Annotated in this window: 16 protein-coding genes; 10 read left to right on the forward strand and 6 right to left on the reverse strand. The window is 68.3% G+C overall.

All coding sequences use genetic code 11. The features are described 5' to 3' along the window. Positions 1-55: 55 nt before the first annotated feature. Entirely contained in the window at positions 56-250 is a 195-nt protein-coding gene (locus RYH79_RS04075) for a DUF8595 family protein (protein ID WP_370896503.1), read from the reverse strand. A 302-nt stretch (positions 251-552) separates the two neighbouring features. Here RYH79_RS04075 and RYH79_RS04080 point away from each other — a divergent pair, with 302 nt between their 5' ends. The 5 genes from RYH79_RS04080 to RYH79_RS04100 all read left to right on the forward strand — a co-directional run bounded on the left by RYH79_RS04080 (position 553) and on the right by RYH79_RS04100 (position 5,791). Beyond that, positions 553-939 (forward strand): DUF8134 family protein, encoded by a 387-nt coding sequence (locus tag RYH79_RS04080; RefSeq protein ID WP_370896505.1) that lies wholly within the window; start codon positions 553-555, stop codon positions 937-939. 50 nt (positions 940-989) lie between these two features. Continuing rightward, positions 990-2,816, forward strand: a complete 1,827-nt coding sequence (locus tag RYH79_RS04085; protein WP_370896507.1) for a nitrite/sulfite reductase — start codon at positions 990-992, stop codon at positions 2,814-2,816. Position 2,817: 1 nt separating this feature from the next. Next, entirely contained in the window at positions 2,818-3,228 is a 411-nt protein-coding gene (locus RYH79_RS04090) for a DUF6360 family protein (protein WP_370896509.1), read from the forward strand. Positions 3,229-3,480: 252 nt separating this feature from the next. Beyond that, the gene (locus RYH79_RS04095; protein WP_370900756.1) at positions 3,481-3,954 is read left to right on the forward strand and encodes a PH domain-containing protein; all 474 of its coding nucleotides are present in this window, start codon (positions 3,481-3,483) and stop codon (positions 3,952-3,954) included. Positions 3,955-3,958: 4 nt separating this feature from the next. After that, positions 3,959-5,791 (forward strand): PH domain-containing protein, encoded by a 1,833-nt coding sequence (locus RYH79_RS04100; RefSeq protein ID WP_370896511.1) that lies wholly within the window; start codon positions 3,959-3,961, stop codon positions 5,789-5,791. Between the two features lie 11 nt (positions 5,792-5,802). On the opposite strand, the gene RYH79_RS04105 is transcribed toward RYH79_RS04100, so the two are convergent. Then, positions 5,803-7,023, reverse strand: coding sequence for a lactate racemase domain-containing protein (locus RYH79_RS04105; protein ID WP_370896513.1), 1,221 nt, complete (start codon positions 7,021-7,023; stop codon positions 5,803-5,805). Between the two features lie 151 nt (positions 7,024-7,174). Between RYH79_RS04105 and RYH79_RS04110 the strand changes: the two genes are divergently transcribed. Continuing rightward, the gene (locus RYH79_RS04110) at positions 7,175-8,629 is read left to right on the forward strand and encodes a methyl-accepting chemotaxis protein (RefSeq protein ID WP_370896515.1); all 1,455 of its coding nucleotides are present in this window, start codon (positions 7,175-7,177) and stop codon (positions 8,627-8,629) included. Positions 8,630-8,635: 6 nt separating this feature from the next. On the opposite strand, the gene RYH79_RS04115 is transcribed toward RYH79_RS04110, so the two are convergent. After that, positions 8,636-9,334, reverse strand: coding sequence for an SOS response-associated peptidase (locus RYH79_RS04115; RefSeq protein WP_370896517.1), 699 nt, complete (start codon positions 9,332-9,334; stop codon positions 8,636-8,638). Between the two features lie 126 nt (positions 9,335-9,460). Here RYH79_RS04115 and RYH79_RS04120 point away from each other — a divergent pair, with 126 nt between their 5' ends. Continuing rightward, positions 9,461-9,745 (forward strand): DUF357 domain-containing protein, encoded by a 285-nt coding sequence (locus RYH79_RS04120; RefSeq protein ID WP_370896519.1) that lies wholly within the window; start codon positions 9,461-9,463, stop codon positions 9,743-9,745. Positions 9,746-9,782: 37 nt separating this feature from the next. On the opposite strand, the gene RYH79_RS04125 is transcribed toward RYH79_RS04120, so the two are convergent. Continuing rightward, complete coding sequence (locus RYH79_RS04125; RefSeq protein WP_370896521.1) at positions 9,783-10,088, reverse strand: hypothetical protein; 306 nt, start codon at positions 10,086-10,088, stop codon at positions 9,783-9,785. A 43-nt stretch (positions 10,089-10,131) separates the two neighbouring features. After that, positions 10,132-11,319, reverse strand: coding sequence for an MFS transporter (locus tag RYH79_RS04130; protein ID WP_370896523.1), 1,188 nt, complete (start codon positions 11,317-11,319; stop codon positions 10,132-10,134). A 358-nt stretch (positions 11,320-11,677) separates the two neighbouring features. Here RYH79_RS04130 and tbsP point away from each other — a divergent pair, with 358 nt between their 5' ends. After that, a complete protein-coding gene (tbsP, locus tag RYH79_RS04135; RefSeq protein ID WP_370896525.1) occupies positions 11,678-12,496 on the forward strand; it encodes a transcriptional regulator TbsP in 819 nt (272 codons plus the stop codon). A gap of 109 nt (positions 12,497-12,605) precedes the next feature. Further along, positions 12,606-12,950: an FUN14 domain-containing protein gene (locus tag RYH79_RS04140; protein ID WP_370896527.1), complete on the forward strand. Its 345-nt coding sequence runs from the start codon at positions 12,606-12,608 to the stop codon at positions 12,948-12,950. Positions 12,951-12,953: 3 nt separating this feature from the next. Here RYH79_RS04140 and RYH79_RS04145 read toward each other — a convergent pair whose 3' ends face one another. Beyond that, positions 12,954-13,679: a ribosome assembly factor SBDS gene (locus tag RYH79_RS04145; RefSeq protein ID WP_370896529.1), complete on the reverse strand. Its 726-nt coding sequence runs from the start codon at positions 13,677-13,679 to the stop codon at positions 12,954-12,956. 97 nt (positions 13,680-13,776) lie between these two features. Between RYH79_RS04145 and RYH79_RS04150 the strand changes: the two genes are divergently transcribed. After that, positions 13,777-14,430, forward strand: a complete 654-nt coding sequence (locus tag RYH79_RS04150; protein WP_370896531.1) for a hypothetical protein — start codon at positions 13,777-13,779, stop codon at positions 14,428-14,430.

Genomic DNA, 14,430 nt, shown 5'->3' on the forward strand with positions numbered 1-14,430 from the left:
GAACGACTAAAACGCGCAAATCGCCGTCGAGAGAGCCGCTCGGCGACGGCTCGGTTCACTCCTCGCGTTGCTCCGACAGGGTCTCCCACACTTCGGCGCAGCCACAGCCCGCGTCGACCCCGTCGAGGTGGTCGTCGACTCGTTCCTCCGTCTCCGATTCCCCGTCCGTCTCGTCAGTCTCGGTGGTCTCCGGCTCTGGCTCCGGGTCCGGGTCTGTCGCGTCCGCCTCCTCGGCACGCGTCTCGCTCACTGTCGTGCCTCTCTCTCGTCGAGTGCGAACAGTTCTGGAGCGACGTCCGCGGAGACGTGTTCGGTCGGGTTCTGTGTCTGTCTCACGAGACTCCCCACGGCCGGGGCCGGTATCAAGCCACGGACGGCCCCGAATCTGGCCGTGACAATCTGGAACCAGCAGCAGTTGCTGGTTCCTGCGACCCGGCTGACGGCGACGATCCGGGGACGGCATCCCAGTCGGGTGCCTGTGACGTGTCACTGCTGACGCCCGGGCTTGCAGGCACCGGACGAGTGAAACCCCGGCAGGACAGTCGTTGGAACGTGACAGCCGCACTGCGCGTGCTCGACGACGGCGCCTGGCTCTCCGTGGCCGACAGCCGTGCGGTCGGTGTCGGTGAACTGTGGCGTGTCTCCGGGTTCTGCGGGTGCCGTCCGGCCGACCTCGTCGTCGAAGGGTTCACCGAGGTCGGCGTCGACGGTCGGACGATCGAGGTGCGCGCGTACGGCACCTGCATCCAGTGTGACACCGAGGGAGCGACCGACTGGCTCCCGGTCGGCCGGCTCGTCGACAGGGACACGCCACGGCGGGAAGCGGGCGAACGCGGCGTCTTCCAGGAGCTCGCGCGGTCTGCGCCCGCTGCCGGCGCCGGCTCCCGGGGTGCCCGCGAGTTACCGGCAAACCGTGCATTTTCGTCGGAGAACCCGTAACGATTAGTGGAGTCTGTCACCTTTAGGAAGAGGCGGTCTTCACAGTTCGTATGCCAACTGACGTAGAGAACTGGAAGTCGGAAGTGTACGGTCAGGAGATCCGCGACCACCTGATGGAGTTCGCCGAGGAGGGGTGGGAGTCGATCCCGGACGACGAACACGACGCCTGGTTCGAGCGGTTCAAGTGGTGGGGGCTGTACCACCAGCGATCCGGTCAGGAGAGCTACTTCATGATGCGGATCGGCACGCCGAACGGCGTGCTGGAGCCGGGACAACTGGAGGTCGTCGGCGAGATCGCCGACGAGTACGCCCGCGGCCCGGCCGACAACCCGGAGTTCGGCGCCGCGTACGCCGACTTCACGACCCGACAGTCGATCCAGCTCCACTGGATCCGGCTGTCGGACGTGCCGGAGATCTTCGAGAAGCTGGAGGCCAACGGGCTCACGACACAGCAGGCGTGTGGCGACTCCTGGCGCAACATCGTCGGCTGCCCGGTCGCCGGCAAGGACGCACAGGAGGTCGTCGACGCCCTGCCGGTCGCAGAGCAGCTCAACGAGCAGTTCAAGGGCAACGAAGATCACGCCAACCTCCCGCGGAAGTGGAAGGTGTCCGTGACGGGCTGCCGCGAGGGCTGTGGCCAGGGTGACATCAACGACCTCGCGCTGGAGCCGGCCGAGAAGAACGGCGAGATGGGGTTCAACGTCCGGGTCGGCGGCGGTCTCTCGCGCAACGAGCCGCGACTGGCCCGCGACCTAGACGTGTTCGTCACGCCCGACGAGGCCGAGGAGGTGTCTGGCGCGCTGTCCGCGTTGTTCCGCGAGTACGGCGACCGCGAAGACCGCTACAACGCTCGGATGAAGTTCCTCGTCGACGAGTGGGGCGTCGAGGAGATCCGCGACACGCTGGAGTCGGAGTTCCTGGACCGCGAGCTGCCGTCGGCGGGCGAGGACCTGCGCGACCAGTACACGTACAACGCCGGGCGGGCGCCGGACGCCGACGCGAACGGCACTGGTGCCGTCGCCGACGGCGGCGTCGCGGCACAGTACCCGGGCGGCGACCACGACCACGTCGGCGTCCACCCGCAGGGCGACGACAACTTCTACGTCGGGCTGAACGTGCTCGTCGGCCGGATGGGGTCCGACGACGTGTTGGAGCTGGCCGACCTCGCAGACGAGTACGGCAGCGGGGAGGTGCGGCTCACCCAGCGCCAGAACGTGATCGTGACGGACGTGTCCGAGTCCGACCTCGACGAGTTCCTCGCGGAGCCGTTGCTCGACGACTACGCGCCGGACCCGCACCCGTTCATGCGCGGCTCCATCGCGTGCACCGGGACGGAGTTCTGTTCGCTGTCCATCGTGGAGACGAAGAACCGCCAGGTTCGGTACGCGCGGTGGCTCAAGGAGAACGTCGACCTGCCCGAGGGGGTCGAGGAGTTCCACATCCACCTCTCCGGCTGTACGGCGTCGTGTGCCCAGCCGCAGATCGCGGACGTGAGTCTCCGCGGAATGAAGACCCGGAAGAACGGCGAGGCGGTGGAGGCACTGGACGTCGGGCTCGGCGGCGGGCTCGGCGAGGACCCCCGCTTTGCCGACTGGGTGGCCCAGCGCATCCCGGCCGACGAGGTGCCGGGCGCCATCTCGAACCTCCTCGCGGCGTTCGACGACGCCCGCGAGGACGGGGAGAGCTTCCGCGACTTCGTCGAGCAGACCGACGAGGAGACGCTCGGGGAGATGATCCAGCCGGAGGAGACGGACTACGACGACCCGTACATGCACAACACGAAGCTGACGTGGTACCCGTACGCCGACGAAGACGAGATGGACGACGGACCGGCGCCGGTCGGCTCCGACGAGTACCCGGTCGAGGCGGACGACTGACGTGCCCGACCGACTGCTCCGGGTGAACGCCTACACGACGCTGGACATGGCGTCCGTCACGACGCTCCAGCGCCGCGCCGACGGCACGGACGGCGACCACTCGGCGGCCGACACGGAGTCGCTGGGCGTCGTCAACGCGACCGCCGACCGTCGAGCCCCCGACGAGATCCGGCTGGAGGTGGAGGCGGACCACACGGAGACCGGACTGCCCGCCCACGCCGAACGCGTCCACCTCGCGCCCGACGAGGCCGAGGAACTGGCGGCCGCGCTGGAACGACACGCGGGGCGTGTGCGAGACGCGAACGAGGAGGCAGACGCGGACGACGACTCGGAGACGGACGCGGACGACGACTCGGAGACGGACACGGACGACGACTCGGAGACGGACACGGACGACGCGTCGACGGCGTAGTCCCGCGTTCCGGGAGCCGTCCCGACGGCGTCGGAAGCCGGCGACGACTCTTGTGTCCCCGTCCCCACAGTGGGTACGTGGCCGGCGGCGAGGCGGCTGGTGACTCCGGCGGGGTGGCCCACCCTACCTCGTCCGTTCGCCGCGGCCACGGTTCACCGTGTGTGCGTGCTAGCTGCGGACCCGGAGACGCCCGCGCGAGCCGGTCGCATCGAACTTCCTATCACCCCGGCGTGCGTACTCGAACACGTGAAACTGGAGACACTCCACCCACGGGTCAGGCTGGTGTGGGTGGCCAGCACCCTGGTGTCGGCCGGGCTCCTCGCGGGGTTCGGGTTCGTCGGCGACAGACTCGGCGTCGAACTCCCCGTCGGACCGTCGCCGCTCGTCCTGTTCGGCGCGGTGGCGACCCTGGTCGGACTGCTCGGGATCGTGTTCGCCGTCCTGCGCTACCGGGTGTGGGGGTACGAGATCAGAGACGACTCGCTGTACCTGGTGCGAGGGGTGCTCACTCGCCGGGTGTCGTCCGTCCCGTTCGTCCGGGTCCAACACGTCGACACGCGCCGCGGGCCGGTCGAGCGGGCCGTCGGCCTCGCCAGCGTGGTCGTGTACACCGCCGGCTCCCGCGGCGCCGACATCACGGTGCCGGGGCTGACGCCGGACCGCGCCACGCAGCTCCGCGAGCGTCTGCGCGAACTGGCCGCCGAGAGCGAGTACGACGCCGTCTGACCCCATGCGACGACTCCACTCCCGGTCGGCCGCGATCGACGCGCTCCAGGGCGGCGTCCAGCTCGGGTCGGCGGCGTTGTTCGGCGCCTTCTTCCTCGCCAACCAGGCGGACCTGTTGCCGTTCAGTGTCGCCCTCCTGTTGGCGCCGCTCGGGTTCCTCCTGGGGGCCGGCTACCAGGTGGCGTACTACTACCGGTTCGGCTACGAGCTGACGGCCGACGAGCTGATCGTGGAGAGCGGCGTGATCGGCCGCCAGCGCCGCGAGATCCCGCTCGAACGGATTCAGAACGTGGACGTGAGCCGGCCGGCGCTCAAGCGCGCGCTCGGGCTGGCGGTCGTGGCGTTCGAGACCGCCGGCGGCTCCGGTACGGAGGCGAGTTTAGACGCCGTCTCCCCGGAGGAGGCCGACCGACTCCAACGCGAGGTCGGACCCCGCGCCCGTCGCCGCCGGGAGCGCGCCGAGGGGGGCGAGCAGACGGCCGAAGACGAGCCCCCGGTCGAAGAGCAGGTCGTGTACGAGATCTCCGACCACGAGCTGCGGGTGTTGAGCGCCGTCTCCTTCCGGCCGGGAGCGTTCGCGGTGCCGTTCGTCGGCATCCCGTTCGGGGGTGACGAGGCGACGACCCGGGCGCTGCGGTTCGTCGGAATCGACCTCCGCGCGGGGGTCCGCGAGCTGGCGACGCTGAACCCGGTGACGCTCGCAACCGGCGCGATCGGTGCGGTCCTCGCGTACCTGTTGGCCGTCTGGCTCGTCAGTGTCGTCCTGACGTACCTCCAGTACTACGGCTTCCGGCTGGAGCGGGCCGGCGACGAGCTCCGGTACGAGCGCGGGCTCGTCGGGCGGTACTCCGGAACGATCCCGCTGGGGAAGGTGCAGACGGTGACGGTCGGCGAGAACGTGCTGATGCGGCGGCTGGGCTACGCCGCACTGGCGGTGGAGACGGCCGGCTACGCCCCGGGCTCCAACGGGAGCGGCGGCTCGGAGACGACGGTCCCGCTCGGGACCCGGTCGCACGTGTTGGAGCTCGCACGAGAGGTGTTGGCCGCCAGCGACGACACCGGTCGCTACGAGGCCGGCGAGGGGTTCGACGAGTCGACGGACAGCGGGCCGGTCGTGGATCCGGCGTTCCAACGGCCGGCAGACCGCGCCAAGCGCCGCTACGTTCGGCGGTACCTGATCGGGCTGGGCGTGCTCGCGCTCGCGGCGTTCGGGCTCGCGCAGGTGACGGCGCTGCCGGCGGTCGCGGCCGCGACGCCGTTCGCGCTGGCGCCGGTGACGCCGCTGGCCGCCCGGCTGAAGTGGCGGAACCGCGGCTACCACGAGACGGAGTGGTCGCTCGTCACCCGCGAGGGGTTCTGGCGTCGTCACACCCGGATCGTCCCGGCGTTCCGGCTCCAGACGGTGATCCTCACGCGGACGCTGTTCCAGCGTCGGTGGGACCTGGCGAGCGTCACGGCCGACACGGCCAGCTCCGCGAGTGTGATCGGGAGTGACGCCACCGTCCACGACGTAGACCCGGAGCGGGCGGAGTCGATCCGGGTCGCGTTGTTGGAGCGACTCGACGGCTCGCTGGCGGAGCGACGCCACGCTGCCCGACAGCGTGCCGTCGCCCGCGCGACCGCCGGCGGCAGCGAGACGGGCGACGACGGCGGGACGGAGCAGTCGGCGGAGGCGGCCGACCCGTCCGTCCGGGAGACGGACGCGTCGACCGACCGCGACCCGGTCCGCGAGGGCCCAGTCGCGGACACAGACGAGACGGAGTTCGAGTGGGCCGACGAGCCGTCGCCGGACGGCGACGCCCGCAACGGCCACCACCCGGACGACGGGACGGACTGATCTCCCGGTCGTCAGTCCGTCAACAACGTATTAGTGGCGTCCGGGACGACCAACACGTCGTCGCCGGCGGTGATCGCGTCGGTCGCGGTCGGCGCGGATCCGAGGAGACACGACTCCACCAGATCCGGGCACTCGGCGTCGGTCACCCACACGTCCGTCTCGCGGAGGACTCGCGCGAGGACGAACGCCCGTTGTGCGCCCGGTGGGTAGCCGTCCGCGAGCGACTCGTACAGCGCGTCGGCGGAGTCCGCGGCGGTGAGGCGGTCGACGAACCGGCGTTCACCGGTGCCCTCGCCGGCCCCCTCGGGGAGCCGCGCCGGGAGGACGAGTCGGCCGTCGGGCGCGAGCGGATTCCGGTCGCCCAAGGCGACGTACGTCGCCGCCCGCGAGGCCTGGTAGAGGTTGGTCGCCTTCGACGGTGGGACGCCGGCGACGACGGCGTCGTAGTCGCCGTCGACGGAGACGGACAGCGCCTCGCGGGCCTGGCCGGCCAGTTCGCGCACGACGGCGCGGGGCCGGCCGGCGGCGACGCCGAGGACGCCCGCGGGGCCGTGGGTCACGTCGAGCGCGAACGTCGGGCCGGCGAGGTCGCCCGCGCGGTCGAGGAACGACCGGAACGGGTTCCCGTCGAGCCGGCCGAGCCGGACGCCCGGCTCCGAGAGGAGTTCGGGACCGTGGGTGTGCCGGATAAGCGGCTCGTCGCCGGCACCGACGACGACCGTCTTCGCGCCGCCGGAGAAGCCGGCGTACTGGTGTGGCTCGACGGTGCCGGTGGCGAGGACGGCGTCGGCGGCCGCGACCGTCTCGTGGACGCGGACGGGGACGCCGTCGACGCGGCCGACCTCGACGGTCGCGTCCGGGTCGTGGTTGACGGCCAACGGGGCGAACTCACCGAACGCCGCCGACAGCTCCTCGTCGGTCATCGGGCGGTGGAGCCCCAGCCCGACGACGACGGTGACGGCCGAGCGCTCGACCGGCAGCCGGTCGAGCAACGCCGCGAGCAACGTCTCGTCGGGTGTCGCCCGCGTGCCGTCCGTGACGACGATCGCCACCTCGTCGTCTGAGTCGACGACTCGCTCGACGGGCGGGCCGTGCGGGTCCGCCAGCGCGCGCTCGCTCGCCTCGCGGACGTCGACCGGGTCGCCGCCCGGCGGCTCCGCGACCGTCGTGGTCCAGTTCGTCGGCCGGAGTCGGAGCCGCCCGTCGCCCAACGGCACCGTTGTCTCTGTCACTCCCCGACGTTCGGCCGGTTCCGTGTAAAATCCCGGTGAGACATCCCGGCATTCTATTTACAGAGGCACGGTTGTCGAATCGTGTAGTTACCGGAAATGAAAACTGTCCCCGGTCATTTTTTGTGCGAGTAGTCGAACGCTCCGACGACAGATGTCCGAGAGCACGGCACCGGGCGCAGTCGGTCGGGAGGTCGATGAGTCACCACGCCCGCGTTCGGAGCACGCCGATTCGTTGTACAGTGTCGAAGGGGCCGTCGAACGAACGGAGACGGAGCGACTCCCGGAGGTGGTCGCCGCGCTGTCCGGCGGGAGCCACGGGCTCGGGGGTGGCGACGACCGTGCGCTCGCGTCGGCGGTCGTCTCCCCGTACGCGACGACAGAGCCGGCGTACGACGACGCCTGGGAGCGGGTTCGAGAGTCCGGTGGCTCTGTCGTCGACTACCTAGAGCTCCACGCGGCCGTCCTGGAGGGTGTCGTCGCCGAGACGCTGTCGGCGGCGGACGTGGACGAGGAGACGGCGACGGAGCTGGAGTCACAGCTCCGCGCGAGCGTTCGGACGACCCGCGAGAGCCTCAAGCGGCCGCTCGTCGCCCAGGGCCGGACGGACGGCGCCGCCGAAGAGGCGACCGACCTCCAGGAGACGGACGGCGAGACCCCGGGCGCGGACGAGGCCGCCGACGGGGAGCCGGCAGACGAGACCGACGCCGAGCCGGAAGGAGAAGCGGAGGAAGACGACTTCGACTTCGACTTCGAGGCACTGGGTGACTCTATCGAGGATCTCCAGATGTCGGCCACGGACATGTCCGACCGGATCGGCACCGTGAACGACATCCTCGCGGATCAGTCGGACGCCATCGGCACGGTACGCGGCGAGGTCGACTCGTTGTCCGCGACGACGGAGGAGATCGCCTCCTCCACGAGTCGGGTGAACCAACAGGCCGACAGGGCAGAGCAGTTGGCAGTCGAGGGGGTGGAGGCGGCCGAAGACACCGTCGACCGCATCGAGACGGTCGGGGAGAAACACGAGTCCGTCGTCGACGACGTGGACGAACTGGAGAACCAGGTGGACGAGATCGACGGTGTCGTCGACGTGATCAACGACATCGCCGACCAGACGAACATCATCGCGCTCAACGCCTCCATCGAGGCGGCCCGCGCGGGCGAGGCCGGCGACGGGTTCGCGGTCGTCGCAGACGAGGTGAAGGAACTCGCGGAGTCGACGAAGGCCCGGACGACGGACATCGAGGAGACGGTCACCTCGATCAAGTCCGACACGGAGACGACGGTGGAGAACCTCCAACAGGCCAGCGAGGAGATCCGCGACGCCACCGAACGGGTCGACGAGATGATCGACACGCTCGAAGAGATCGCACAGGCGACTCAGGAGGCGTCCGACGGCGTCGAGGAGGTGTCTCGCGCCACGGACGAACAGGCCGCCTCCGCCGAGGAGGTCGCCTCGATGGTCGCCGACTCCGCCGACAACATCGCGGAGATCTCCGACGAGATGGACACGATCAGCGCATCCAACGAGATGTTCGAGATGGTGATCGACGACGCGCTCGACACCGTCCGCGAGGCACAGGACGCGACCGCCGACGCCGACTGACGCCGCTCAGTCGCTCGCTCGTTCTCCCGTCTCTGTCGGCTCCAACAACGACGGGTCGTCGTTCGCGGGGCTGTTGACCGCAGTCGACACGGGGTAGGCGTGCATCCCCGTGTCGTCGTACGGCTCGAACAACGTCGACTCGTCGGCGCCGGACAGCCAGTCGGCCTCTCGCTCGGGGGGCAGGATCACGGCCATCCGGTGGTGGAGGTCTGCGACGAGGTCGTTCGGCTCCGTCGTCACGACGGCGAAGGTCTCGATCGGGTCGTCGTCCACGTCGGTCCCGTCTGCGCCGAAGTCGGCCAGTCCCGCCTGTCGCGTCGGCGGCTGCCACCGTTCGTAGATCCCCGCCATGGCGAACGGGCGGTCGTCCTCGAAGGCGACGCGGTGGGGCTGCTTGCCGGCTCCCGTCTCCGTCCACTCGTAGAAGCCGGTCGCGGGGACGAGACAGCGTCGGGACTCGTAGGCGTCGGCGAACGACCGTTTCTCGGCGACCGTCTCCGCCCGGGCGTTGATGAGGTCGAACGACTCGTCGGCCCACGACGGGGTGAACCCCCACTCCATTCGGCGACACTCCCCGCCGTCCGTGACGACCGGGAGCTCCTGACCGGGAGCGCAGTTGTACCGGGGCTCGAACTCGCCGAAGTCGACGCCGAATCGGTCCGTCAGTCTCGCCGGCTCCGTGTGGAGTGAGTACCGTCCGCACATCGGTGTCGTCTCCTCTCGGGGCCAGCGAGGCAAGTAGGTGTGGGTCTCGTGGGCCGGGTCCTCGCCGCGTCGCCGGCCGGACGTGGACCCACAACCCTCACGGCGGCCACGGACGGACGGAGAGATATGCCCGCGGAACTGGCGGAGAAGACGGACCGGTACGGGGAGATGCTCGCAGACGCGCTGGCGGCCGCAGAGATCGCGGTGCCGGCGGACACGCCCGCCCACGACGCCGCCCGGGAGGTGCGGGAGATGGCCGTCGCGTACCTGGACGACGGGGAACACTTCCGGGCGGCGGACGACCCGGTGAACGCGCTGGCGTCGTTCTCGTACGGCTACGGCTGGCTGGACTGTGGCGTTCGGCTGGGACTGTTCGACGTGCCGGAGGAGACGGAGCTGTTCACGGTCTGAGCGGCACGCGACTCGGGGCCGACGAGTGTCGTGGCCGTCACCGCCGACCGCGGACGTGGTCGCTCGTGTCCACCTCGATGTCCAGCTTCTCCGTGCCGCGGATCCACGAGAGGTAGCCCGACAGCCGGTCGGCGTCGCGGAGCGCGTCGATCGTGTCGAAGTCCGCTCGGAGTTCCTCGTTGGTGAACGTGGCGTGGATCTGGTCGTGACAGGGGCGACACAGTGTCACGGTGGGACTCGTCTCCCGTTCCTCCGGCCGGAGGTGGTGTTCCTGGATCGCCTGGGAGTCGCGCCGGACGGCGTTCGGGAACACGCGCCGACAGAGCGCACAGGTGACCGACATCGACGGGACAGAGGGGTCGCAGACGGTTGAACGGTACGGCGGGCTACAGGTCCAACGAGAGGAGGGCGTTGGCGGCGAGGACGACCAGACACGCGAGCAACACGACGACGACGCTGCCGAAGGCGACGACCCAGCCGGCCCGCTCCGCGAGCGTGCCGACGACGACGCTCCCGGGGGCCGCGGCGAACATGTAGACGGTGCGGACGAGCCCGAAGCCGTAGCCGCGTTCCTCCGCCGACAGCTGGTCCATGAACCGAGCCTGGACGGGGCCGGGCCAGGAGATACCCACTCCGAGAACCCCGGCGCCGACGAACAACGCCGGACGGCCGGGGGCCAACAGGAGGACGGACAGCCCGGCCGCGGTCAGGGTGACGCTGGCGGCGATGGCGAAGTCACGCGAGATCCGGTCGGACAGCCGGCCGGCGACGGGCTGTGCCAGCGAGGAGAGCCCGAACACGCCGCCGAACACGAGACCGGCGGCGGTGGGGTCGATCCCGGTGCGGTGTTGGACGAGAAACGTCGGGAACAACGAGGAGAACGCCTGGAACGTGAAGCTGACCGCGATCGCGACGACAGTCGTGTAGGCGACGCTCGGTCGGGTCACGAGCGTCCGCAGTTGCTCGAGGTCGACGGCGGCACGCAGCGACCGGTCGGGGTTGGCCGGCGGGACCCGTGGGAGCAGGGCGACGGAGGCGGCGAGCACGGGCAGCGTGACGAGCGTGCCGGCGGCGACGGCGACCCGCCAGCCGAACGTCTCGCCGAGGAACCCCCCGACGGCGGGGTAGACGACACCCGCGAGCGCCCCGCCGGCCGTCAGCGCCCCCAAGGCTCCGCCGGCGTCGTCGAACAACCGAGACAGGAGTGAGGAGGCGGGCGAGAAGAACAGCCCGGCGCCGGCGCCGAGCACGACGGTGAACAGTGCGTACACGGGCAGCGAGGGGGCCAGCGCGACGAGGGTCGTCCCGAGGGCGGCGCCGCCGAGACCGACGAACAGGAGCCGACGCTCGCCGAACCGGTCCGCGAGCACGCCGCTGGGGAACTGGAACAGAGCGTACGTCGCCCACATCAGCGTGAGCGCGAGCCCGACGGTGGACTCGCTCGCGTCCAGGTCGGCGATGACGAACGGGACGACCGGACTCAGGAGGAACCGTGCGCCCAACTGTGTGAAGTTCCCGCCGGAGACGACAGCGAGGACTGTGCGACGCGACTCGACGCCCGACGACTGGGACACGCTTCCCCGGAGGAGACGGATGGGCCTGAACCGTCCCCCCTGGGCAACACTGACCGCCACCGCAGCCCGAGACCGACGGCTGTGTGCGTCGTGTGAACGTCTCAGAGACGGGTGGGGTCCGTGGCTCGACCACACTGCTGCAGGCGCCGACCCGTGTCACTCCCGGTCGGAGCGGTCTCGTGTCTGTATCACACGACCACACCAGGAAAGAACTCTGGCGCCTCCGGCCGTTCGACCGTTCATCCCCCCAGAAAAAGTTCCGAGACACAGGAACAGAAACCATTATCAATTTCAACCGTTTCGGCTTGAAAATCCGATAGTATTAAATTCTCTCGGCCCTTCAGACCAATTTGGGAAGATGGTATCGAATTTACGAGGCGACGACAGACGCGCAGCCATCGAAGCTATCCTGGGGACAATCCACGGCGACGTGCTGCTGGTTGACCCGTCGATCGAGGCGTTCCGCGCACTCGTCGACTACGGGGTCGAGACGGACGACGAACTGCCGGCGATCAGCGTGCTCGCTCGCGAGGACGTGTTGAAGGACGTGCGCGACGACTTCCTCGTCGCGTCGGACGCGGCCGACCTCGTGGAGTCGGAGACGCTGGAGCTCCGGGTCCTGGAGGGTGTCGTCGAGAACACGTTGTTCGTCGGCGAGTCGGACCTGTACGCGCTCGTGCCGGCCTCCGACTCCGTCGCCGGGCTGACGGCCGACGACGAGGCGTTCATCGCGGACGCCTACGAGACGTTCCGCGACCGGTTCGACGCCGCCGAGGCGTTCGACCTCCGCACGCCGGGGCTCACTCGCGTCCGCCGGACGATGGAAGACTCCATCGGCCCGGACGCCCGGGCCGACTTCGACGCAGTGTTGGGCTCCCTGGAGGCCGCCCGCGGCAACGGTGACGGGCTAGACGAGGTGACCATCTCGTTGCTCGTCGCCGCGAAGAACGAGGCGCTGCTGTACGACATCTCCAAGTGGGGCGAGGACATCGGAATCGCCAGCAAGGCGACGTTCTCCCGCACGAAGACGGAGTTGGAGGACATGGGCATCATCGACACCGAGAAGGTGCCCATCGACGTCGGGCGGCCGCGGCTCCGCCTGAAGTTCGCCGACGGCCCGCTGGCGGAGGCGGACGGCAGCGAACTCGCCAGCGTCGCACAGAAGGTCCTCAACTGACGACGGCCCGAGGTCGCCCCGCCGTGGGAGCGGGTCCGACTTCGTCTGCCGTCGCTGGGAGCGGGACGTACCCACAAACGCCTTAAGAGCCGCCCGTGGAGTGGTGGGTATGGCCGACGGAACACTCCTCCAGTTCGCACTCGACCCACAGCAGTTGGGACTGGAACTCGGAACGGGCGCGGCTATCGGTGGGATCACCGGCTTCGCCGCCAAGAAGATCGCCAAACTGATCGCCGTGCTGGTCGGGTTGGAGGTCGCGTTGTTCAAATTCCTGGAATCGCGTGGGTTCGTCACCGTCAACTGGGAGAAGTTCGGCAGCTTCGCACAGGGGCTGGCGAAGGACGGCGGCGCCACCGGCGCGGAGAGCGTCCCGTTCCTCAACACCATCCTCTCTACGTTGTCCGTCTCCGCCGGCTTCACCGGCGGCTTCATGGTCGGCTTCCGGAAGGGATAGTCGCTACCGCGTGCTGATGTCGTCTTCGTCCTTGACGACCCGTGTCTCGGCTTCCCCGCTGGACACCTCGTTCACGAGGTCGTAGAAGTCGTCTTGGAGCCCGGCGGGGAACCGAACCACGCCCACCCAGGAGCCGTCCGACTGCCACTCCTCTCGTTCCAACTCGCCGAACTCCCGGATCTTCGCCTGGCCGCTGCCGGCGTACTCCGGCGGGAGCTGACACGCCATCGTCACCTCGTCGAACCGGATCGGGATGATCGGCCGCAACACGTCCAGCGCCTCGTCCACCTGGCTCTCGACGGGCTCCATCGGGTCGACGGTGAACCCACCCTCCTCTAACGCTCGCTCGATCCGCTCGGGCGGGTGCGGGGCGTCGTCCATCTGCGGGTTGACCGCGTTCCGGGTGATCGTGTTCACCAACTGCTTGTGCTTCTGTTCTTGCATCTCGCGGCGTTGCTCGGCCGTGATCTGGATCTCCCCGTCTTCGACCACCTGCGGGACGATCTCCAACGGCTCCGTCGTGCCGAACACCTCCTCCAGGTCGGACTCCGCCGGCCGGTCGCCACGAGAGGCGTTCTCGAAGACGTCCTCGGCGGCGATTACGTCCTCCAGCTCTCCGTCGAACTCTCCGCGCTGAATGGCGAGTGCCGCGTCCGGGTCGATCAACACCTCGAACCGTGCGCCGTGTGACTCCAGCCGTGCGGTGACGGCCTCGTCGAGTGAGATCATGTGCTGGCTATTGCGCCCCCGTATATAAAATACTGTTATGAGGTGGCACTCGGTGTCAGTCCGAAACACAAAAGAAAACTAATCATATAGTGATGTTATGAACGAACTGATTAACTTGGTTCGGCCAAGCGAACACCCACTGCTGTATTTTGTTTTCTTGACATCTGTCGTCTTCGGAACAGTCGCTTCCGATATGTTCTACGAAACTCCAGAGAGTGTGATTATCACGAAAGGAGAGTACGAGGCTGAAGTTCCGGGATATCTGGAGGCAATGCTCGTCTACCCGTTCTCGTATGTTTTTATAATCCCGTTCGTTTCACTGAGTGTAGTTCTATTCACTTCTGTCAACGCCGCTAGTGTTAAGGCTATCGTTGGGACTGATCCTGCACCTGTTGTGCTGGATCTCCTGATATATGTGCTGACTCCAATATTCGCTGTTACACTGTACTCAACTAGCAAGACTCTGTCAAACTTCTTTAGATGGATAAGTAGTAACATTCCAGTATCGTTCTACAGGGTAGATGATTCAGAGAGAATCTTGGCCTTCACCGTCACGTCGCTTTTTCTCTTCGCGACTCTCATCGTGTCTCTTGAACCTATTACAAATAAAAATCTGGATGCCAGTGTGTTATCGTACGTAGTGAGCTACATTCTCTCCATTGTGTTCATCTCTCATCTGCTTACACTGATTGCCACTTCCGCCAGCTCCCTATGGAAGAGGATCACCGAAACGGACCAACCTACCGAGTGA

This window comes from Halobaculum sp. MBLA0143, from assembly GCF_041361465.1.
Classification (GTDB): Archaea; Halobacteriota; Halobacteria; order Halobacteriales; family Haloferacaceae; genus JAHENP01.